The following is a 19,777-nucleotide window of genomic DNA, read 5'->3' on the forward strand; positions in this document are numbered from 1 at the left end:
GTCAGCGCGCTCCGACGAACTCGGGAGCCTCGACGTCGGCTGCGACATCCGCTCGGTTCTCGCTCGTGCTCGTGCTCGTGCTCGTGCTCGTGCTCGTGGCGAGCGTGACGACCGGGAGCTCGATGCGGCGACCCTCGCGGCTCGACGCGAGGCCCTGCTCGGCGAGCAGCACGCCGCGCGCGCCGGCGAGGAAGTCGAACTCGTTGGGGCCGTCTTCGACGACGTGGCGGATGAACTCCTCCCACTGGGTCTTGAAGCCGTTCTCGAACTCGCGGTTGCCGGGGCTCTCGATCCAGTCGCCGGCGTAGTCGTGCTCGTCGGCGAGGTCGGGGTTCCACACCGGCTTGGGCGTCGCGTTGCGCGGCTGGATCTTGCAGCCGAAGAGGCCAACCACGGCCGATCCGTGCGTGCCGTCGACCTGGAACTCGACGAGCTCGTCGCGGTTGACTCGCGTGGTCCAACTCGAGTTGAGCTGGGCGACCACGCCGCCCTCGAGCTCGAAGATCGCGTAGGCGGCGTCGTCGGCCGTGGCCGGGTAGGCCTCGCCACGCTCGTCGACGCGCTCGGGGATCTCGGTGACGGCCTTCGCGTAGACCGACTCGACGCGGCCGAAGAGGTTCTCGAGCACGTAGTTCCAGTGCGGGAACATGTCGACGATGATGCCGCCGCCGTCTTCTGCGCGGTAGTTCCAGCTGGGGCGCTGGGCGGGCTGCCAGTCGCCCTCGAAGACCCAGTAGCCGAACTCGCCGCGCACGCTCAGGATGCGGCCGAAGAAGCCCGAGTCGATGAGGCGCTTGAGCTTCTGCAGGCCGGGCAGGTAGAGCTTGTCGTGCACGACGCCGTTCTTGATGCCGGCCTCGTCGGCCAGGCGGGCGAGCTCGAGGGCCTCCTCGAACGACTCGGCCGTCGGCTTCTCGGTGTAGATCGCCTTGCCGGCGGCGATGGCCTTCGTGATCGCGGCCTTGCGCGCCTTCGTCACGAGGAAGTCGGCGTAGATCTGCCAGCGGTCGTCGGCCAGCGCCTCGTCGAGATTCGTCGTGTAGTGCTCGATGCCGTGCTTGGCGGCGAGGTCGGCGAGCTTCTTCTCGCTGCGCCCGACGAGGATCGGCTCGACCTGCACCCGGGTCTCGCCGTCGGCGAGGAGCACGCCGCCCTGCTCGCGGATCGCGAGGATCGAGCGCACGAGGTGCTGACGGTACCCCATGCGGCCCGAGACGCCGTTCATGATGATGCCGATGCTCTGCGGCGCGGCTGCTGAGGTGGAGGTGCCTGCGGGTGCTGCGCCTGCGTTGGCTGCGGTGTCTGCCACGGTGAATCCTGTTCGACGGGGCAGGAGGTGGGCGATGCCACTCCCTGCACTGGGAAAGCGTTTACCAGAGTGTGCCACACGGGTGCGCGACGCGCAAGACCGGTATCGGAGCGGCAACTGCCCCTGGGTCGGGGGCGACCCCGGCCGCGGCCCCGGCCGCCCCCTGGGTCGCGGTCGGAATGTCGGAGGATGTGGGCCGGACGCAGCGCAAGTGGCGCTGCGCGGCGAGTTCTCCTGCAGGTCGTCCGCCGCGGCCGGGGCCGGGGTCGGGGTCGCGGTCGGAATGTCGGAGGATGTGGGCCGGACGCAGCGCAAGTGGCGCTGCGCGGCGAGTTCTCCTGCAGGTCGTCCGCCGCGGCCGGGGCCGGGGTCGGGGTCGGGGTCGGAATGTCGGAGGATGTGGGCCGGACGCAGCGCAAGTGGCGCTGCGCGGCGAGTTCTCCTGCAGGTCGTCACCTGGGCATGGCGGGGTGGCGAGCGGCGCCCGCCCCGGCCGGGGTCGGGGTCGGGGTCGGAATGTCGGAGGATGTGGGCCGGACGCAGCGCAGGTGGCGCTGCGCGGCGAATTCTCCTGCAGGTCGTCACCTGGGCATGGCGAGCGGCGCCCGCGAGCTTGGCGTGGTCGGGGTGTTAGGCCTCGAGGCGGGGCGTGCTCTCACGGATGACGACCTCGGGCGAGATGTCGCCCGACGAGGTGCCGACCGGCGAGGCGCGCTCGGTCGAGGCATCCGCGTCGTCATCGAGTGCGAGGCGCAGGGCCTGCTCGCCGATGCGCTCGAGCGGCATGCGCACGCTCGTGAGGCGGGGCGTGACGTCGCGAACGGTGGGGATGTCGTCGAAGCCGGCGACGGCGAGGTCGCGGCCGGGTTCGAGCCCGGCGTCGCGGATGGCCGACATGGCGCCCATGGCCATGACGTCGTTGAGCGCGAAGACGACCTGGGTGTCGCCGAGGCCGGACTCGAGCAGGCGGCGCATGGCGTCGTAGCCGCCGTCGCGCGTGAAGGCGCTGCGCAAGAGCCGGTCGTCGGGCAGGCGGGCGTCCGAGGAGGCGAGCCCCTCGGAGAATCCGGCGATGCGATCGTGCGCGGTGCGCAGCGTCTCGGGGCCGGTGAGGGCGGCGAAGTGACGGTAGCCGAGCGCGTGCAGCTCGACGGCGAGGTCGCGTGCGCCGGCGCGGTTCGCGAGCGGCAGGGTGCGGAACGGCAGGTCGCTCTCGCTGATGAACACGGCACGGCCGCCGGTCTGCTCGTAGGCGGTGAGCTCGGCCTCGAGGGCGGCGGCGTTGGGGTCGCCGATGTTGCGGGATCCGGAGAGGATCATCACGCGAGGCCGCTGCCCGCGCATCGCCCGCACGAGCTCGAGCTCGCGCTCGGCGTCGCGCTTGGTCTCGGCCATGGTGACGATGAGGCGGTCTTCGCCCGCGGCGCCGACGACGCCCGCGGCGATCGAGGAGAAGTACGGGTCGGCGATGTCGGCCACGAGCAGCGCGACCGTGGTCGACGTGCCGCGGGCGACGGCCTGCGCCGAGAGGTTGGGGGTGTACCCGAGCTTGGCGGCGGCGGCGAGCACGCGTTCGCGGTACTCCTCGTTGACCTTGCGGGCGCTGCCGTTCAGCGAGCGGGAGGCGGTGGCGAGCGAGACGCCCGCCTCGCGGGCGACGTCGTGCAGGGTGGCCGGCGTCGATCGCCGGGTGGTGGGGCCGCCCTCAGCCATGGGTCCTCCTGGTCGCAGGTCGGCCGCGTCGCGTGGGTGGGTCGCGTCGCGCGGGGTCGCGTCTCGGCCGAGCGCCTCGACTCTACCGCGCGGGTCGCGCGGCGGGGTTTCGCATCGCCCGGTGTTGCTGGTAGAACTGTACTGCAGGTTGAGATAGCGCTTTCCCGCTGGTTTCCTGCGGAACGAGGCGCAGGTCGGATGTCGCTGGGCGAGCGATTTCCGCAGGTGCCGCCGATCGACCGACCACGCGATGGAGCACGGCATGACGCAGCACGAACGGTACGCACTCATCGGCACGGGCAGCAGGGCGGGCATGTACATCGCGGCGATGTCCGGAACCGCGTTCGGCGCCGAGCACGTCGCCGAGATCGCCGACCTCGTGGCGTGGTGCGATGTGAACCCCGGGCGCCTCGACGTCTACGAACGCGAGGTCGTCGCGTCGCGGCATCCGGCCCCCGCCCGATACGACGTCGGCGACCTCGAGCGCATGATCGCCGACGAGCGCATCGACCGGGTCGTCATCACCACGCCCGACTTCACGCACGCCGAGTACGTCGTGCGCGCGTTGAGGGCCGGCGCCGACGTCGTGGTCGAGAAGCCGCTCACGATCGACGCCGAGAGCGTGCGCCGCATCGGCCAGGCCATCGCCGAGACGGGCCGCGAGGTCATCACGACGTTCAACTACCGCTACAGCCCGCGCAACTCGACGCTGCGGCAGGTCATCGCCGACGGCCGCATCGGCCGGGTCACGAGCGTGCACTTCGAGTGGGCGCTCGACACGGTGCACGGGGCCGACTACTTCCGCCGCTGGCACCGGCAGAAGCAGAACTCGGGCGGGCTGTTCATCCACAAGGCCTCGCACCACTTCGACCTCGTGAACTGGTGGATCGGCGCGGCGCCCGTGCGCGTCTTCGCGAGCGGCGGCCTGCGGTTCTACGGCGCCGAGAACGCCGAGGCGCGCGGGCTGGGCGAGCGGCCGGCCCGCGGCACCGGCACCGGCACCGGGGCATCCGGCGACCCGTTCGCGCTCGACCTCGCGGGCGACGCGCGCATGAAGGAGCTCTACCTCGACCAGGAGCACCACGACGGCTACCTGCGCGACCGCGACGTGTTCGACGCCGGCATCACCATCGAGGACAACCTCGCCGCCCTCGTCGACTACGACTCCGGCGCGACCATGAGCTATTCGCTGAACGCCCACGCGCCCTGGGAGGGGTATCGCGTGACCGTGAACGGCACCGAGGGCCGCGCCGAGCTCGAGGTCGTCGAGCGCGGCGCCGTGCTCATCGGCGAGGACGGTCGCGTGATCGTCGACCCCTCGATGCATCCGGATGCCTCGGCCGTCGACGGCGTTCGCCCCGACGGCGAGCGGCTCGTCGTGCAGCGCCACTGGGAGGGCGCCGAGGTCGTGCCCATTCCCGAGGGCATCGGCAGCCACGGCGGCGGCGACGCGTTCCTGCTCGACCACCTCTTCCGGCGGGTGACGGACGACGCGCCGCTCGGCCGCGTCGCCGGCTACGCCGACGGCGTGCGCGCGGTGTCCGTCGGCATCGCGGGCAACCTCTCGCTCGAGACCGGTCGCCCCGTGCTGATCAGCGAGCTCGAGCTCGGCGTCTGAGCGAGCGGATGCCGCGGGCCGGGGTGATCCGCGGCTCGGGCGTTCAGGCGAAGCGCAGGCCGAGGCCCGGCTGCCCCGTGGTGTGCACGAGGCATCCGTCGACCTCGACCGGTGAGGGGGAGGCGAGTGCGCCGAGCGCCTCGAAGGAGGCGTCCTCGACGGCCTCGACGAGGTGGTCGCCGGGCAGCGTGAGCGCGAGCTGCGCCGAGAGCTCGAGCAGCAGGTGCGGCGCGAGGCCGACCCCGCGCGAGGCCGCGAGCGAGGCGATCTCGAGGAATGGCGTGATGCCGCCGACGCGCACGATGTTCGGCTGCACGAGGTCGACGGCGCCGGCGTCGATGAACTCGGCGAAGCGGTAGCGCGTGTGCAGGTTCTCGCCGAGCGCGATCGGCACGTCGATGCGCTGCCGCAGGGCGACGTGGCCGGCGAGGTCGTCGGCGCGCAGGGGCTCCTCGATCCAGGTCGGGTCGAACGCCGAGAGCTCGCCGACGGCGCGTTCGGCCTGCTCGAGGCTCCACCGCTGGTTCGCGTCGATCATGAGGCCGCGGTCGGGGCCGAGCACTTGGCGCACCGCCCGGATGCGGGCGACGTCGTCGGCCAGGTCGGGGCTGCCGACCTTGACCTTGACGGCCTCGAAGCCCGCCTCGACCCACCGTTCGGCCTGCGCGACGAGCTCGGGCAGCGGGTAGTGCAGGTTGACGCCGCTGCCGTAGACGGTCGCGGTCTCGTGGTGCCGGCCGAGGTGGTCGGCGATGCCGAGGCCGGCGCGGCGGGCGGCGAGGTCCCAGAGGGCGAGGTCGAGTCCCGCCATCGCGATCGTCGTGATGCCGCCGCTGCCGCCCTCGTGCAGGTGCGCCCAGAGCGGATGCCACATGGCCGACGCGTCGGCGTCGCGTCCGAGTGCGAACGCGGCGATGTCGTTCGCGAGATGCGCCTCGACGGCGGCCGCGCCGATCGACGGGGTCCACGAGAAGCCGCGCCCCTCTGCACCGTCGGCGTCCTCGACGACGACCTCGACGAGGGAGAGGTCGCGCACGTCTGGCCCCCACGGGCGGCTGAGCGGCACGCGGATGCGGCGGGTCGCGAGGCTGCGGATCTCGGCGGTCACCGGGCCGGCACCGCCGCCGCGCTCGCCGCAGCATCGGCGGCGCTCGCGCCGGAGGCATCCGCCCGCTGCGAGGCATCCGACCGCTGCGAGGCATCCGCTCGCTGCTCGGTTCTCGCGGCATCGCCGCCGTCGCCGAGTTCGTCGGCGAGCTCGAGTCCGCGCTCGAGGATCGCGCCGAGGCGCGCCTCCTGCTCGGGGGTCGGGTCGACGAGCGGCGGGCGCACCGGGCCGACGGGCAGGCCGCGCAGGCGCAGGCCCGCCTTGATGAGCGAGACGCCGAAGCCCGGCGTCTCGTCGCGGAGGTTCACGAGGGGCCGGTAGAACTCCGCGAGCAGGCGCAGGCGCGTCGCCTCGTCGCCGTCGGTGTAGGCGCGGTAGTGCAGGGCGGCGAGCTCGGGGATCATCGCGAACGCCGCCGACGAGTACAGCGGGATGCCGATGCCGCGGTAGGCGCCCTGACTGAGCTCGGCGGTGAGCAGGCCGTTGAAGAACGCGAAGTCGCGGCCGGTGGCCTCTGCGGCGAGCACGATCTCCTGAGCGAGGCCGATGTCGCCGGTGCCGTCCTTGAAGCCCACGACCTTCGGGTTCGCGGCGAGGCGCGTGATCGCGTCGGCGGTGTACCGGGCCGTGCCGCGGTGGTACACGATCACGGGCAGGTCGGATGCCGCGGCGACGGCCTCGACCCAGGCGACGAGCCCGTCCGCAGTGCCCGAGACGAGGTACGGCGGGAGCAGCAGCAGGCCGTCGGCGCCAGCGGCCTCGGCGCCGCGCGCGAGCTCGATCGCGTGGCCGAGCGGACCGCCGGCGCCCGCGATCACGGGCACGCGTCGGTTCACGGTCTGCACCGTCGTGCGGACGACCTCGATGGCCTCACCGGCCGAGAGCGCGTGGAACTCGCCCGTGCCGCACGCCGGGAACACCCCGCCGGGGCCGAATGGCATCCGCGAGGCGACGTGCTCGGCGAGCAGCTCGTGGTCGGGCGCGCCGTCGGCGCCGAACGGCGTGACCGGGAAGAAGAGCACGCCGTCGAACGACGGGCCGGGCAGGGGAGCGGTCGTGGTCATCGGGGACTCGTTTCGGTGAGTTCGTCGTGTGCGGTGAACGCGTCGGATGCCGCGAGCACGCGCTCGAGCGCGGCGGGGTCGAGTTCGGTGCGCCAGGCGCGTTCGGGCCGCCAGCCGAGCAGCCGCTCGGCCTTGTCGATCGCGAACACGGGCCGGCCCCGGCCGAGCGCGTCGGCCGGTTCACCGAGCGCGGGTGCGTACTCCCGCCAGAGGTCGGCGATGCGGTGCACGGCCAGTGCGTCGGCCGCTCCCACGAAGAACCCCTCGCCGTCGACCGCCTCGGCCGGCGCGGCGAGCCAGGCGTCGACGAACGCGGCGGCGTCGCGCGCGTCGAGGTAGTTGAACAGGCTGACGGCCGCGAGCGCCGGGTCGATGAGACGCCGCTCGAGGGTGTGGCCCTGCTGGGTCGGCGCGCCGGCCCATTCCTCGGGGGAGATGACGTAGCAGGGGCGGAAGAACCCGAACGCGCCGGGGGAGGTGCGGGCGAACATGCGCACCGTCTCTTCGATGACGAGCTTCGAGAGCGCGTAGGCGTTGGCCGGTTCGGGCGGCACCGTCTCGTCGAGCGGCACCCGCGATGCACGCCAGGCCGGATCGCTGTAGCCGAGCACGGTCGGACTGCTCGCGGCGAGCACGCGTTCGGCGCCCGCGTCGACCGCGGCGGCCAGCACGGTGTGCACGAGCGCGGTGTTCGTCATGAGGATGTGGTGCTCGGGAGCGCTGAACGGCACGGCGATGCCGGCGAGGTGCACGACGGCCTCAGGCCGGACCTCGTCGAAGAGGGACCGGGTCGCGAGGGCGTCGGTGAGGTCGGCCGTGCGTTCCTCCACGCCGTCGAGCCCGGCGGTGACGCGGTCGACGCCGATGACCTGATGGCCGGATGCCGCGAGCCCGACGGCGACGCTGCGCCCGAGCCGCCCGGCTGATCCGGTGACGATGACCCGCATGTCGCTCCTTCGCCCGCCCTTGGGAAATCGCTTTCCCTCCTACCGTAGATCACGGCCGGGGCGGCGACAACTCCGGCGACGAGGCGCCGTCCTCGATCGCGTGCCGGAGCCACCTGCTGCCGGAGCCCTCGGTGCGGGCCTCGTCGTCGGGATTGAACAGCACGCAGCGCCCGAGCGAGAGGCAGCCGCAGCCGATGCATCCGTCGAGGTCGGTCTGCAACGCCTGCAGTTCGCGCACCCGCACGGCGAGCAGGCTCGCCCAACCGGCGCTCATCCTGCGCCATTCCCGCTGGTTCGGAGCGCGATCCGTGGGCAGCTCGGCCATGGCGAGCCGGATCTGCTCCAAGGAGAGCCCCACGCGCTGGCCGGCCGCGATGACGGCCAGACGACGCAGGGTATGCCGCGGGAACCGGCGCCGTCCGCCCGCCTCGCGGACGGCGGTGACCAGGCCGCGCTCCTCGTAGTACCGGAGCGTGGGCACGGTGACGCCGGCGCGCGACGCCGTCTCGCCGATGGACAGCAGCTCGTTCGGGGCGATCGGGGCCATGTCGCCATTCTCGATGCGGGACGGGGTTGACCTCAAGTCCACTTGAGCATGCAGGCTGGCCGTGCCGTCACCGAACGAAGGGCTTCTCCCATGACGATCTGGACCTGTGCCACGTGCGCGATCGAGCACTCCGACACCGAGACGCCGCCGGCGTCGTGCGCCATCTGCTCCGACGACCGCCAGTACGTTCCGGCGGGCGGGCAGCGGTGGACGACGCGCGCGCAGCTGGCCGAGCGGGGCCATCGCATCGCCGCGTTCGAGATCGAGCCGGGCCTGCACGGCATCACGACCGAGCCCGGGCTCGGCATCGGGCAGCGCGGGCTGCTCGTGCAGACCGGGGCCGGCAACCTGCTCTTCGAGCCTCCGGGCTTCATCGACGACGCCGGAGTGGAGGCGGTCCGCGCTCTCGGCGGCGTCGCGGCGATCGCATCGAGTCATCCGCACCTCACCGGATCGTCCATTCAATGGAGCCACGCCTTCGACCATGCGCCCGTCTACGTCGCGGCGAAGGACGAGGCGTGGATCAGGCGACCAGACCCGGCCATCACGCTCTGGCAGGACCGCGTCGAGCTCCTGCCCGGACTCGTGATGCTCGAATGCGGTGGCCACTTCGCGGGCAGCAGCGTCGTGCACTGGCCGGCCGGGGCCGAGGGGCGGGGCGTCCTGCTGACCGGCGACACGATCGCGATCGGAGCCGACCGCAGCTCCGTCAACGTCATGCGCAGCTTCGTCAACAACATCCCGCTGCCCGAGCGAGCGGTGCGTCGCATCATGGACACGGTGCTGGCGCTGGAGTTCGACCGGCTGTACGGCGCCTTCGGCGAACTGCCCGCGCAGGCGCATGAGATCACGGGCCGCTCGCTGCGCCGCTACATCAGTTGGCTGCGCGACGAAGTGTCGGAGTGACGTTCGCGCCCCCGAGCGATGCGTCTCCGACCGGGTCGTTGCGAGGCATCCGCAGCTCCCGTATCCCCCGTGCGGGGGATACGCCGGCGGCCTCGAGTTCGTATCGTGGGTCGGGTTCGCGGAACACGATCGGATCGGAGATGTGCATGACGGACGAAGCTCGGCCCACGGTGGCGAATGAGGCGCCCGCCCTCGAGATCCGGGGCCTGGCCAAGGCCTTCGGCGACAAGGCCGCCGTCGCGGGACTCGACCTCGACGTGCCGAACGGCTCGTTCTTCGGGTTGGTCGGACCGAACGGCGCCGGCAAGACGACGACGCTGTCGATGGCCACCGGCCTGTTGAGACCGGATGCCGGCGCGATCAGCATCCACGGCGTCGACGTCTGGAGCGACCTGCTCGAGGCGAAGAGGCTCGTCGGGATCCTCAGCGACGGCGTGCGGCTCTTCGACCGGCTCACCGGCATCCAACTCGTGACCTATGCGGGCCTGCTGAGCGGCATGGACCGCGACGTCGCCGCCGAGCGCGGCGCCGACCTGTTGCACCTGCTCGATCTCGAGAGCGCCGGCGGCACGCTCGTCGTCGACTACTCCGCGGGCATGACCAAGAAGATCGCGCTCGCCTGCGCGCTGGTGCACGCCCCACGGCTCCTCGTGCTCGACGAGCCGTTCGAATCTGTCGACCCGGTCTCGGCGGCGAACATCCGCGACATCCTCGAGGGGTTCGTGCGGTCGGGCGGCACCGTCATCGTCTCGAGCCACGTGATGGACCTCGTGCAGCGCATGTGCGATCACGTCGCGATCATCGCCGAGGGTCGAGTGCTCGCGTCGGGCACGACCGACGAGGTGCGCGGGGACTCGACGCTCGAGGATCGCTTCATGGACCTCGTGGGCGGCCGTCGATCGGGAGGAGGGCCGGAATGGTTGCGACTCTCGTAAGGCTCCGGTTCCTCCTGCTCGCGAACTCGCTGAGGCGCAGCCCGTGGCAGCTCGTCGCGTTCGTGATCGGCGGGCTCTACGGTCTCGGCATCATGATCGGAATCGTCGTCGGGCTCATCGGTCTCAGCTTCGCGCCGACCGAGGTCGCCCGTGCGGTCATCGTGCTCGCGGGCGCCGCTCTCATCCTCGGGTGGACGGTCCTGCCCGTGCTGACATCCGGCATCGACCAGACCGTCGAGCCTTCGCGGCTCGTGACGTTCCCGATCCCGCTTCGCACGCTCCTCGTGGGGCTCACGGTGAGCGGGATCCTCGGTGTGCCCGGCATCGTGACCTCGATCGCGTCTCTCGCGACGGCCCTGACATGGTGGCAGCATCCGCTCGCCGCGCTCGTCGCGATCGTGTGCGCGGTGATCGGCGTGCTCACCTGCGTCGTCGGATCGCGGATGCTCGTCGCGATCGCCTCGATCATCGGCGAGGGTCGTCGGTTCCGCGAAGCCAAGGGCCTGGTCGTCTTCATCCCGCTGGTGCTCCTCGGGCCGATCATCCTCGGCGTGCAGCGGCTGCTGAGCGACAGCTTCGACGCGCTTCCGCAGATCGCCTCGGTCATCGCATGGACGCCGCTCGGCGCCGTCTGGGCGGTTCCGGCCGACGTCGCGGCCGGCGAGTTCGGTCGCGCCGGCCTCGAGTTCCTCATCGGCCTCGCCACATTGGCCGCGTTCTGGCTCGTCTGGCGGTGGGGGTTGGCCAAGGCGCTCGAGACCCCCGCGCGGTCCGCACCGGCGAAGGCGGCCAAGCGCGGACTCGGCTTCTTCGGCATCTTCCCCGGCACGCCGGCCGGAGCTGTCGCGGCCAGGGCGCTGACGTACTGGATCCGCGACCCCCGGTACTCGCAGTCGCTCATCACGCTGCCGCTCGTGCCGGTGTTCATCCTCGTCTACTCGGGCACGAACGGCGATCTGGCCGCGTTCAACTGGGTCGGCCCGATCATCGCCGTGCTGCTCTCCATGTCGATCTACACGGATGTCTCGTACGACAACACCGCCTTCGCACTGCACCTGCAGAAGGGCGTGAGCGGACGCGACGATCGCATCGGCCGGGTGCTCGCCCTCGCGGTCTTCGCCGTGCCGCTCTCGCTCGTTGTCGTGCTCGCCACCGTCTGGCTGTCCGACACGTGGACGGCGCTTCCGGGCCTGCTCGGCATCACGATCGGCGTGCTGCTCAGCGGGTTCGCGTTGTCGTCGCTGATCTCGGGTCGATTCGTCTTCGCCGTGCCCGCTCCGGGCGAGAGCCCCTTCAAGTCGAAGCCCGGCGGCGGTTTCAGCCTGATGCTGTCGCTGTTCGCGACGTGGGGCATCCTCGCGGTCCTCGTGCTGCCCGAACTCGTGCTCGCGATCGTCGGCTTCGCGACCGGCCAGGTCCTCTACGGCTGGATCTCGCTCGTCGTCGGCATCGTGCTCGGAACGGTGCTGCTCGTCATCGGCGTTCGTGTCGGCGGCCGGATTCTCGACCGCAGGGGCCCCGAGCTGCTCGCGGAACTGCAGCGACAGAAGTAGTGACGGCCGCGATCCGGGCTACCGCAGCGCGCGCAGGTACCTGCGCCTGGCGATCACCTGCGCGACGCGCAGCATCGGGTAGAGGGCGCGCCACGGTTGCTGCGGCGCCGGCCGCGTGAGCGATCGCACCGTGAACACGACGTCGGCACCGTCACGGTGGACGATGAACGCCTCCTCGCCCGAGACCGGGTGACCGGGCAGCGTGCGATACGAGAATCCGACGCGCGACTGAGTCTCGACCACGGCGACGACCTCGACGGGTTCGCGCACCGTGATCCAGAGCACCCGGGCCGTGACGATCAGGCGAGCGCCGGATGCCACGGGGCGGGCATCCTCGACGCTGAATCCGCTCCTGGTCTTCACCTTCCAGCTCAGGATGTCGCGGGCGGCACGCTCCCACAGGGCCTCGCCGCTGCCGATCAGCGCCGACGCCTCCGAGCGCCGGAACCCGGCGGCGTCGCCCGCAGGCCAGACCGGCAGCTGCGGGTCCGTCATGCGGTGCTCGTCGAGCCGAGCGCCTCGATGAGGTGGCGATTGCGCTGCTCGATGAGTCGGCGCAGGTAGGGAACGAGCACGAGGCGCTCGGCGAGCCGTCCGAAGATCGGCGAGGCGATCGTGAGCGTGTCGACCATCACATTCGTCTCCCCGTCGTCGGCGAACGTGTGCTCGTGAACGAACGAGCGGAAGGGACCCGCGACCTGCTCGTCCACGAACCGGTGCGGCCGGTCGAGGCTCGTGATCTGCGAGCTCATCGTGAACCAGATGCCGAAATGCCTCGCACGCCACGTGACCGTCTCGCCGAGCGCGATCGATCCGCTCGTCACGCCGCCGATCGCCCGCTCACCCGAACCCGCCATCGACGCCACGTGCTCGTCGATGCTGAGGGATGCCTCGAACAGGCGCTCGACGGAGACGTCGGTGCGGGTGACGATCCTGAAGGTGCTGACCACCCGTCGATCATCTCAGGCGGCGGCACGGATGGCCGTCCGATGCGGCTGTGGCGGTGGTGTCGCCGCGCGGGGCGCGCTATGGTCCGAACATGGATCCTTTCAGCGCTGCGATCGCGATCGTGGTCGCCGTCGCGTACCTGGGTGCCATCGTATTCGCGATCACGCAGATCATGAGGTCAGCCGAATTCGAGGAGCTCGAGCGCTGGGTCTGGGTCGCGGCCGTCGTCTTCTTCCCGTTCGTGACCGCGATCGTCTGGTTCGCCGCCGGGCCGCATCCGTTCGGAATCCGGCTGACCTGCGACATCCGCTGACCTGCGACATCCGCTGACCTGCGACATCCGCTGACCTGCGACATCCGCTGACCTGCGACATCCGCTGACCTGCGACATCCGCTGACCTGCGACATCCGCTGACCTGCGACATCCGCTGACTCGCGACATCCGCTGATCTCGACCGGCTCGTCGTCGAAGTGCCGACCGGCAAGGCCCTCGGCGCTCAGGCGCGACGCGCTCGAATCGTCTTGACCAGGCAGAAGACGACGAAGACGGCGTAGGCGATCCAGGCGATCCACACGCCGGCGACGCCGATCGCCGGGCCGGTCTCGCAGTGGCTCGCCGCCGGGTCCGGCGAGTCGGAGCAAGCGCCCTGACTGACGCTGGTCAGCAGGAACACGGCGATACCGATCATCGCGGCGAGGAAGATCCAGGGCCAGCGCAGCGCGCCGGCGCTCCGCGTGTACGGCCGAGGCTTCGGCGCTGGCGCGGTCATGCGGTCGCCTCGGCTGCATCGGATTCCCTGGCCCGGACCATTCGGATGGAGCGCACATCCTCTTCGACCCTGGTCGACCCGTCGGCGGCGAAGCCGTGCCTTCGGTAGAACGCCTGTGCGCGGGGGTTCGGATCCGCGACCCAGAGCACCGCGGGCTCGGCCGGGTCGAGGACGGCGTCGAGGAGCGCCGCGCCCGCGCCCGAGCCGTGGAGCCGGGCGAGCACATAGAGCACGTACAGCTGCCGCGGCCCGTCGGCCTCGTCGAGCGACGAACCCGACATTGCGACGCCGACCACCGAGCCGTCGTGCACGGCGACGGCGGCGACGTTCTGCGCGTACTTCGGATCGCTCAGGGCGGCCGTCCAGTACGCCTCGCGCCGGTGCGGGAAGTCGGGGTCGTCGAGCACGTCGTCGCGCATCAGGCCGCGGTAGGTCTCGCGCCAGGACTCCACGATGACGCGCGCCATGCCGGGCACGTCCGCGAGTTCGGCGCGGCGCACGGCGAAGTCGATCGTCATGGGTCAACGGTAGTCACGGATGTTGTGCGGAGGTTCTCGCACAACCCCCGAGGGTTTCTCGCACACGCCGACAATCGCCAAGTCGATGGAAACCGAAGCTCCCGGCGGTGCCGTCGCAGTAGGCGCACCCCGGATTCTATTGATCGATGCAACACCCCGTTCTGGAGGTTGTTGCTCGTGGTGGCGTTGTTCTCTTCTCCCGCGGCTGTGCGGTTTCTCGCGGCGATCAGTCAAGGGCACGGCCTCAAAGGGTCCGCCCGGATGGCGGGGATCGATAAGGAGGTCGGGTACCGGTTCCTGCGTGACCGGTATGTCCAGCTCCGTCGTGGCGGGCTGAGTCCTGGTGACGCGGTCGATGCGCTCGGGTTCCGTTCGAGTCGGTTGCCGGACTGGGAAGCGGTAGTCGGGCGTGATGGCCGCCATCATCTGCGTGTCGATCCGTCACGCGAGCAGGTGTTCTGGGTCGCGTTCGAGTCGGGTGCGGGCTGCGATGCCGCGTCCCGGGCGGCGGGCGTGGCTCGTTCCACGGGCTACCGGTGGATCCAACGCCGCTTCGATGAACTTCGCTCCAGCGGAGTCAGGGTGACGCGGTGCGCCCACCGGCTACGAATCACCCCGGGTCGGGCCGACGCCTTCGAACTCGACCGGCAGGCCACGGAACGCCGCAAACGGAACGCAGCAACCGCGGCACACCGGGACGCGTTGCATGCGTCGGCCGGGCTGGTCGACGCCATGCTCGGCGAAACCGATGCCACGACACGTCGTCGGGAACGCACCGACCGGTACTGGCAGTTGATGCGCGAGGGCGTCAGCAACGTCGACGCTTGCAGAATCCTCGGTATGTCGCGTCGTGCTGGAACCCAGATCCGGAAGCAGAACAACTTCCTCATCCCCTCACTCACCCCACCACGGCCATCGACAGGGCGGTACCTGACCGGGCGGGAGCGGATGCAGATCGCGGACCTGCTCCGATTGGGATGCTCGATACGTCAGATCGGCCGCCAACTCGGCCGGCACCCGTCGACCATCAGCCGGGAACTACGCCGGCACACCGACCAGGCCGGGAACTACCTGCCCCGCACCGCGGACCATGACGCGCACCGGCAACGCGCCCGACCGAAGACCCCAAGGCTCGTCGGCAACGCCGTGTTGCGACGGCTCGTGCAACGCAAGCTGAACCGGTGCTGGTCACCCGAGGAGATCGCCGGGTGGCTCCGGAAGGCCTACCCCGACGAGCCCAGCATGCACGTCTGTCACGAGACCATCTACCGTGCCCTGCTCCTCCGCGAACCCGGCGGACTGCACCAGCGGTACGCGTCGAAGCTGCGCACCGGACGGCGGATCCGGAAGACCCGCTGGCGCACCCGCACCGGGCAGGGCTCAAGGATCCGGAACATGACCATGATCGACCAACGACCCGCTGAGATCGAAACGAAACTGACCGCCGGACACTGGGAAGGCGACCTCATCGTCGGGGTCGGATCCGTGTCCGCGATGGTCACCCTCCGTGAACGGAAAACCCAGTACGGGATGGTCATCAACCTGCCCAAGGACCACACCGCCGCGTCCGTGAACCACGCCGTGATCGGCGCGTTCGCGACCCTGCCCAAACACTTGAAGCGTTCCCTGACCTGGGACCAGGGCGTGGAAATGTCCAGCCACGAAGCCCTCACGAACGCGACCGGAATCCCGATCTACTTCGCCGAACGCGCCAGCCCCTGGCAACGCGGCGCGAACGAGAACTTCAACGGACTCCTCCGCCAGTACTTCCCGAAAGGCACGAACCTCGCCCAACACACCACCGCGCACGTCGCCCGCGTCGTCAACGAGATCAACCACCGCCCACGGAAAACCCTCGACTACGACACCCCAGCACGACGCCTCCGACAAGAACACCGCGCCCCGGCAACAGCACTCCGATAGCCTGCAAACACCTGTCCCGTTGCGTCGACCACCAGAATCCGCCGCACCTCGGCGGGCATTTTCATCGGGCGGGGTGAACGGGCACCTCATTCGCCAGGCGGGCGCGTTTCTCCGCTATCGGCTCAACGTCCGCTGTCTGACCGGCTTGCGGGCTCTGAACCGCAGCACGCATGGTCGGTGCCCTCGCATCCACTTCATGCGGCACGATCGTCTCATGCACGCGACCTTGAGAAGCCTTGCTTTCGAGCCGGATCCGGCGAGTCTCTCCGCCGAACCGACTGAATTCTGTCTCCACGCTCGATTGATCGTCGGCCCTGCTGACAGCCCCGGCGACGAAAGCTTCGACATCACCGTTTGCACGCCCGAATGGCTCGCGCGCGCTTGCCGAACCGCCGGTGGTATCTACGACGCCAGGCATCACCTAATCGTCAACCTCGACGAATTTGACAAGCGGGCGCTCCACGACTGGCTCGCCCTCAGAGTGGAGCGCGTGGAAGGGGACACCTGGGTCGAGATCGCGGAACGCCTCGGTCGACTCGGCCACTGGGAGTTCGAAGACTACCGGCCCTGATCGAGGGGCCCTGCAGAGGGATCCGTCTGCAAAGCCTCGCGATTGGACGGCTATCTCGCGGCGTAGGCCGCGTGCAGGTGTTCGACTACCACGTTCACGGGGCCGCTATCTTTTCTGAATGACATCCGAGCAGACTCCCGGGACAGGGAAGCCGCCGCTGCTACGCCGCCCGGCCTTCTGGACGACCGTCGCCGTGACCGTCCTGGCAGCAATCCGCTTGCGGACAAGGCAACACGTGGGAGTCTCCGCAAGGTGCAGGACGACTCGAGGTGATGCGCCGTGGCGTTGCGCGTGTCGTGCAGGTGGCTCCTGTGAGTCGTTCACTCGATGCGAATCGGAAGCGCCGTGCTGCAGCCCGCTACGCTTCGAGGGTGGAACGGATGCCGCGCACCATGCTGATCGTGCTCGCGGGCGCCGCCGTGCTCGTCGTCGGAGGCGTGGTCGTCATGCTGCTCGCCGGCGTCGCGCAGCCGGCCGCGTCGTTCGGCTGGTTCGCCTACCAGCCGCTGGCGGCGTCCGTGTTCGCTCCGGGGTTCGGCATCCTGCTCACGACACCGGTCCTGGTCGGCGGGGCGGCGGTGGCGCTCGGCTTCATCGTGCTGGCGGGCGCCGTGGGGTTCGCGCTCGGCAGGCGGCAGAGGTAGCTCCGCTGCGGTCAGGCGGTCGGCGACCGGCGCGGGTGCAGGGGCACCTGATGGCGGGGCGGGTCCGCCGGTAGGCTTCGGCTGTGAATCGGACCCTGCTCATCGTGCTCGGCGCCGCCATGCTGGTCGTGCTCGTCGGAGTGGCCGTCGTGCTGCTCGTCGGCTGAGGGCTGGGTGCCGCGAGCGTGCGTCGGCCCTCGCATCGACCGGTGCGCCGTGTAGGGTTGGATAACGCTTTCCCGAGCAGCTTGCGCACGCAGACCGCCGGATCGACGACGATCGAAGGAGACCGATGCCCGACATCCGCATCGACGAGGCCGACGACCGCCTGCTGATCCGTGGTGGCGAGACGGTGCTCGCCGAGTACGTGTTCCGACCGGCCGATGTGCGCCTCGAGTCGCCGCGCCCGTACTTCAGCCCGATCCGCACGCTCGGCGGCGAGGTCGTCTCGCTGTTCCGCCCGCACGACCACGTCTGGCACAAGGGCATCGCCTGGTCGCTGCCGGTCGTCGGCGACGAGAACTTCTGGGGCGGACCAACCTTCGTGCGCGGCGAGGGCTACGTGCAGCTGCCGAACAACGGCGAGCAGCGGCACTGCGCGTTCGGCGCACCAGAGGGCCCAGGGCGAGCGGATGCCTCGGAGCGTACGACTGCCGACGGGCGGGCGGACGCCGCACCGCGATCGGATGCCACGACCGGCGCCCGTCGTGTCGAGCGCCTCGACTGGGTGACCGAGGCCGGCGAGCACGTCTTCGCGGAGGAGCGCACGATCGCGGCGACGACGCTCGCCGACGACGCCTGGCTGCTCGGCTTCGAGACCAGGTTGCGCAACACGACCGACCGGGGGATCCCGATCGGGTCGCCGACGACGCGCGGCCGCGAGAACGCCGGCTACGGCGGACTCTTCTGGCGAGGTCCGCGTTCGTTCACGGGCGGCTCGTTGCTCGCGCCGGGGGTTGCGGGCGGCGATGAGCTGCGAGGCATCCGCTCGCCGTGGATGGGGTTCAGCGGACGGCACGACGGCACCGGAACGGCGTCGACCGTGGTCATGGTCGATCACGCGGCGAACGTGCAGCATCCGCCGCAGTGGTTCGCGCGCGCCGAGGAGTTCGCCTGTCTCTGCCCTGCGCCGTTCTTCAGCGAGGAGCACATCGTCGCGCCCGGCGCGACGCTCGAGCTGCGCTACGGCGTGGTGATCGCCGACGGCGCGAGCGATCCCCACCGGGCCGAGCGGCTCGCCGCGGCCGGCGCCGCCGCGCTCGACGGCCTGCTGGAGCTCGAAGTCCGAACCGCAGAAGGAAACTGATGACCGCGAACCCTGACACCGCAGGCACGATGCCGCCCGCGACCCGCCCCCTGCGCGCCGCCCTCGTCGGCACCGGTGCCATCGCCGACTCGCATGCCGCGGCCCTCACCGCCTCGCCAGACGCCGAACTCGTGGCGATCACCGATCGTGACCCGGCGCACGCCCGCCGCTTCGCCGACCGGTGGAACGTGCCGCGCGTCGACGACTCGCTCGCCGACCTGCTGAAGCGTGGCGGCGTCGACGTGCTGCACGTGCTCACGCCCCCGGGGGTGCACGCCGAGCAGACGATCGCCGCGCTCGACGCGGGCGTGCACGTGGTCTGCGAGAAGCCCGCGGCATTGAGCCTCGACGAGCTCGACGCGATGACGGATGCCGCGGCCCGCAACGACCGTCGCCTCGCGGTCGTGTTCCAGCAGCGCACCGGCACCGCTCCGGCGCAGGTGCGCGACCTGCTGCACTCCGGTGCGTTGGGGCGTCCGCTCGTGGCCACCTGCAGCACGCTCTGGTACCGCGACCCGGCGTACTTCGCCGTGCCGTGGCGCGGCAAGTGGGCCACCGAGGGCGGCGGTCCGACGCTCGGTCTCGGCATCCACCAGATCGACCTGCTCGCCTGGCTGCTCGGTGACTGGACGAGCGTGAGGGGCCAGCTCTGGCGCCTCGACCGCGAGACCCAGATGGAGGATGTCTCGACCGCGGTCGTGACGTTCGAGGGCGGGGTCGTGGCATCCGTCGTCACGAGCGCCCTCTCGCCGCGGCAGACGAGCTCGGTGCGCATCGACACCGAGCTGGCGACGATCACGGTCGATCACCTCTACGGGCACGCGCACGAGCACTGGCGCATCACGCCGGCTCCGGATGTCTCGCCCGAGGTGCAGGCGGCCTGGGCGCTGCCCGACGTCGAGGAGGGCAGCGGCCACGATCCGCTCGTGCGCGACATCTACGCGGCGCTGCGCTCGGGCGCCCCGCTTCCGTCGACGGCGAGCGGCGTCGCGCGTTCGTTCGAGATCGTCACCGCGATCTACGCGTCGGCCGCGAGCGGCCAGGTCGTCACGCCCGAGACGCTGCGAGCGGATGCCGCGCACCGGCGCAGCCTCGAGAGCCCGGTGACCGACCTGCGCCGTGGCTGACGACGGCGTGCGCCGAGCCTCCAGTCGACGACGCGCGCCGGCCGCGCAGGCGAGCGCGATCTTCGCGGCCGAGTTGCGCGTGGAGCATGGCAGGCTGGACTGCGACCGCGACGCGCCGGTCTCGGCCCTGCCCGAGGCCTGAGCGAGCTCCGATGCGATGGCCCGGCGCCCGAAGACGGGCGCCGGATCGAATCGGACGAATCATCCGCTGATCTGGAGTTCTCGTGATCCGGCGTGGGTCGCGGCATCCCTGGATGATCACGAATTGAA

At 70.7% G+C, this 19,777-nt stretch carries 20 protein-coding genes and 1 pseudogene; 11 read left to right on the plus strand and 10 right to left on the minus strand.

Annotated features, from left to right (window positions below):
- Position 1: 1 nt before the first annotated feature.
- Both AC3IPY_RS04720 and AC3IPY_RS04725 read right to left on the minus strand, forming a co-directional pair.
- Entirely contained in the window at positions 2-1,225 is a 1,224-nt protein-coding gene (locus AC3IPY_RS04720; protein ID WP_489188435.1) for a Gfo/Idh/MocA family protein, read from the minus strand.
- Positions 1,226-1,939: 714 nt separating this feature from the next.
- Entirely contained in the window at positions 1,940-3,022 is a 1,083-nt protein-coding gene (locus tag AC3IPY_RS04725) for a LacI family DNA-binding transcriptional regulator (protein WP_489187036.1), read from the minus strand.
- A 262-nt stretch (positions 3,023-3,284) separates the two neighbouring features.
- Between AC3IPY_RS04725 and AC3IPY_RS04730 the strand changes: the two genes are divergently transcribed.
- Positions 3,285-4,640, plus strand: coding sequence for a Gfo/Idh/MocA family protein (locus AC3IPY_RS04730; RefSeq protein WP_489187037.1), 1,356 nt, complete (start codon positions 3,285-3,287; stop codon positions 4,638-4,640).
- 43 nt (positions 4,641-4,683) lie between these two features.
- Here AC3IPY_RS04730 and AC3IPY_RS04735 read toward each other — a convergent pair whose 3' ends face one another.
- The 4 genes and pseudogenes from AC3IPY_RS04735 to soxR all read right to left on the minus strand — a co-directional run bounded on the left by AC3IPY_RS04735 (position 4,684) and on the right by soxR (position 8,306).
- The gene (locus AC3IPY_RS04735) at positions 4,684-5,748 is read right to left on the minus strand and encodes a mandelate racemase/muconate lactonizing enzyme family protein (protein WP_489187038.1); all 1,065 of its coding nucleotides are present in this window, start codon (positions 5,746-5,748) and stop codon (positions 4,684-4,686) included.
- Positions 5,749-5,891: 143 nt separating this feature from the next.
- A pseudogene (locus AC3IPY_RS04740) lies at positions 5,892-6,812 on the minus strand (5-dehydro-4-deoxyglucarate dehydratase); the annotation flags it as partial.
- Positions 6,809-7,759 carry an NAD-dependent epimerase/dehydratase family protein gene (locus tag AC3IPY_RS04745; RefSeq protein ID WP_489187039.1) on the minus strand — a complete coding sequence of 317 codons (951 nt, stop codon included), beginning with the start codon at positions 7,757-7,759 and terminating at the stop codon, positions 6,809-6,811. The pseudogene AC3IPY_RS04740 and the gene AC3IPY_RS04745, both read right to left, overlap by 4 nt.
- A gap of 49 nt (positions 7,760-7,808) precedes the next feature.
- Positions 7,809-8,306 (minus strand): redox-sensitive transcriptional activator SoxR, encoded by a 498-nt coding sequence (soxR, locus tag AC3IPY_RS04750; protein WP_489187040.1) that lies wholly within the window; start codon positions 8,304-8,306, stop codon positions 7,809-7,811.
- Positions 8,307-8,396: 90 nt separating this feature from the next.
- Between soxR and AC3IPY_RS04755 the strand changes: the two genes are divergently transcribed.
- From AC3IPY_RS04755 to AC3IPY_RS04765, 3 genes are all read left to right on the plus strand, one after another.
- Positions 8,397-9,212: an MBL fold metallo-hydrolase gene (locus AC3IPY_RS04755; protein WP_489187041.1), complete on the plus strand. Its 816-nt coding sequence runs from the start codon at positions 8,397-8,399 to the stop codon at positions 9,210-9,212.
- A gap of 146 nt (positions 9,213-9,358) precedes the next feature.
- Positions 9,359-10,147, plus strand: coding sequence for an ABC transporter ATP-binding protein (locus tag AC3IPY_RS04760; protein ID WP_489187042.1), 789 nt, complete (start codon positions 9,359-9,361; stop codon positions 10,145-10,147).
- Complete coding sequence (locus AC3IPY_RS04765) at positions 10,129-11,700, plus strand: transporter (RefSeq protein WP_489187043.1); 1,572 nt, start codon at positions 10,129-10,131, stop codon at positions 11,698-11,700. Before AC3IPY_RS04760 ends, AC3IPY_RS04765 begins: the two co-directional genes overlap by 19 nt.
- Before the next feature lie 18 nt (positions 11,701-11,718).
- On the opposite strand, the gene AC3IPY_RS04770 is transcribed toward AC3IPY_RS04765, so the two are convergent.
- Both AC3IPY_RS04770 and AC3IPY_RS04775 read right to left on the minus strand, forming a co-directional pair.
- Positions 11,719-12,195, minus strand: a complete 477-nt coding sequence (locus AC3IPY_RS04770) for a DUF1990 family protein (protein ID WP_489187044.1) — start codon at positions 12,193-12,195, stop codon at positions 11,719-11,721.
- The gene (locus tag AC3IPY_RS04775) at positions 12,192-12,650 is read right to left on the minus strand and encodes an SRPBCC family protein (protein ID WP_489187046.1); all 459 of its coding nucleotides are present in this window, start codon (positions 12,648-12,650) and stop codon (positions 12,192-12,194) included. Before AC3IPY_RS04775 ends, AC3IPY_RS04770 begins: the two co-directional genes overlap by 4 nt.
- Positions 12,651-12,739: 89 nt before the next feature.
- On the opposite strand from AC3IPY_RS04775, the gene AC3IPY_RS04780 reads away from it, so the two are divergent.
- The gene (locus AC3IPY_RS04780) at positions 12,740-12,961 is read left to right on the plus strand and encodes a PLDc N-terminal domain-containing protein (protein ID WP_489187047.1); all 222 of its coding nucleotides are present in this window, start codon (positions 12,740-12,742) and stop codon (positions 12,959-12,961) included.
- Between the two features lie 184 nt (positions 12,962-13,145).
- Here the strand turns inward: AC3IPY_RS04780 and AC3IPY_RS04785 are convergent, their stop codons facing one another.
- Together AC3IPY_RS04785 and AC3IPY_RS04790 are read right to left on the minus strand one after the other, a co-directional pair.
- Complete coding sequence (locus AC3IPY_RS04785; RefSeq protein ID WP_489187048.1) at positions 13,146-13,418, minus strand: hypothetical protein; 273 nt, start codon at positions 13,416-13,418, stop codon at positions 13,146-13,148.
- Complete coding sequence (locus tag AC3IPY_RS04790) at positions 13,415-13,936, minus strand: GNAT family N-acetyltransferase (protein WP_489187050.1); 522 nt, start codon at positions 13,934-13,936, stop codon at positions 13,415-13,417. The genes AC3IPY_RS04785 and AC3IPY_RS04790 overlap by 4 nt, the downstream gene beginning before the upstream one ends.
- A gap of 261 nt (positions 13,937-14,197) precedes the next feature.
- Between AC3IPY_RS04790 and AC3IPY_RS04795 the strand changes: the two genes are divergently transcribed.
- From AC3IPY_RS04795 to AC3IPY_RS04820, 6 genes are all read left to right on the plus strand, one after another.
- Positions 14,198-15,859, plus strand: a complete 1,662-nt coding sequence (locus AC3IPY_RS04795; RefSeq protein ID WP_489186430.1) for an IS30 family transposase — start codon at positions 14,198-14,200, stop codon at positions 15,857-15,859.
- A gap of 214 nt (positions 15,860-16,073) precedes the next feature.
- Complete coding sequence (locus AC3IPY_RS04800) at positions 16,074-16,430, plus strand: Imm8 family immunity protein (RefSeq protein WP_489187052.1); 357 nt, start codon at positions 16,074-16,076, stop codon at positions 16,428-16,430.
- Positions 16,431-16,810: 380 nt separating this feature from the next.
- On the plus strand, positions 16,811-17,074 hold the full coding sequence (locus AC3IPY_RS04805) for a hypothetical protein (protein WP_489187053.1): 264 nt from the start codon (positions 16,811-16,813) through the stop codon (positions 17,072-17,074).
- Between the two features lie 292 nt (positions 17,075-17,366).
- Complete coding sequence (locus tag AC3IPY_RS04810; RefSeq protein ID WP_489187055.1) at positions 17,367-18,380, plus strand: DUF6807 domain-containing protein; 1,014 nt, start codon at positions 17,367-17,369, stop codon at positions 18,378-18,380.
- Complete coding sequence (locus AC3IPY_RS04815) at positions 18,380-19,507, plus strand: Gfo/Idh/MocA family protein (protein ID WP_489187056.1); 1,128 nt, start codon at positions 18,380-18,382, stop codon at positions 19,505-19,507. Before AC3IPY_RS04810 ends, AC3IPY_RS04815 begins: the two co-directional genes overlap by 1 nt.
- On the plus strand, positions 19,500-19,649 hold the full coding sequence (locus AC3IPY_RS04820) for a hypothetical protein (RefSeq protein WP_489187057.1): 150 nt from the start codon (positions 19,500-19,502) through the stop codon (positions 19,647-19,649). Before AC3IPY_RS04815 ends, AC3IPY_RS04820 begins: the two co-directional genes overlap by 8 nt.
- Positions 19,650-19,777 lie beyond the last annotated feature (128 nt).

The sequence above is a fragment of the Agromyces sp. GL_144 genome (assembly GCF_057834305.1).

Excerpts from the sequence above, each read along its gene's own strand:
- AC3IPY_RS04720 (WP_489188435.1), bottom strand. The coding sequence starts at position 1,225 with ATGAACGGCGTCTCGGGCCGCATGGGGTACCGTCAGCACCTCGTGCGC.
- AC3IPY_RS04725 (WP_489187036.1), bottom strand. The coding sequence starts at position 3,022 with ATGGCTGAGGGCGGCCCCACCACCCGGCGATCGACGCCGGCCACCCTG.
- AC3IPY_RS04730 (WP_489187037.1), top strand. The coding sequence starts at position 3,285 with ATGACGCAGCACGAACGGTACGCACTCATCGGCACGGGCAGCAGGGCG.
- AC3IPY_RS04745 (WP_489187039.1), bottom strand. The coding sequence starts at position 7,759 with ATGCGGGTCATCGTCACCGGATCAGCCGGGCGGCTCGGGCGCAGCGTC.
- soxR (WP_489187040.1), bottom strand. The coding sequence starts at position 8,306 with ATGGCCCCGATCGCCCCGAACGAGCTGCTGTCCATCGGCGAGACGGCG.
- AC3IPY_RS04755 (WP_489187041.1), top strand. The coding sequence starts at position 8,397 with ATGACGATCTGGACCTGTGCCACGTGCGCGATCGAGCACTCCGACACC.
- AC3IPY_RS04760 (WP_489187042.1), top strand. The coding sequence starts at position 9,359 with ATGACGGACGAAGCTCGGCCCACGGTGGCGAATGAGGCGCCCGCCCTC.
- AC3IPY_RS04765 (WP_489187043.1), top strand. The coding sequence starts at position 10,129 with ATGGTTGCGACTCTCGTAAGGCTCCGGTTCCTCCTGCTCGCGAACTCG.
- AC3IPY_RS04770 (WP_489187044.1), bottom strand. The coding sequence starts at position 12,195 with ATGACGGACCCGCAGCTGCCGGTCTGGCCTGCGGGCGACGCCGCCGGG.
- AC3IPY_RS04780 (WP_489187047.1), top strand. The coding sequence starts at position 12,740 with ATGGATCCTTTCAGCGCTGCGATCGCGATCGTGGTCGCCGTCGCGTAC.
- AC3IPY_RS04785 (WP_489187048.1), bottom strand. The coding sequence starts at position 13,418 with ATGACCGCGCCAGCGCCGAAGCCTCGGCCGTACACGCGGAGCGCCGGC.
- AC3IPY_RS04790 (WP_489187050.1), bottom strand. The coding sequence starts at position 13,936 with ATGACGATCGACTTCGCCGTGCGCCGCGCCGAACTCGCGGACGTGCCC.
- AC3IPY_RS04795 (WP_489186430.1), top strand. The coding sequence starts at position 14,198 with ATGGCGGGGATCGATAAGGAGGTCGGGTACCGGTTCCTGCGTGACCGG.
- AC3IPY_RS04800 (WP_489187052.1), top strand. The coding sequence starts at position 16,074 with ATGCACGCGACCTTGAGAAGCCTTGCTTTCGAGCCGGATCCGGCGAGT.
- AC3IPY_RS04805 (WP_489187053.1), top strand. The coding sequence starts at position 16,811 with ATGCCGCGCACCATGCTGATCGTGCTCGCGGGCGCCGCCGTGCTCGTC.
- AC3IPY_RS04810 (WP_489187055.1), top strand. The coding sequence starts at position 17,367 with ATGCCCGACATCCGCATCGACGAGGCCGACGACCGCCTGCTGATCCGT.
- AC3IPY_RS04815 (WP_489187056.1), top strand. The coding sequence starts at position 18,380 with ATGACCGCGAACCCTGACACCGCAGGCACGATGCCGCCCGCGACCCGC.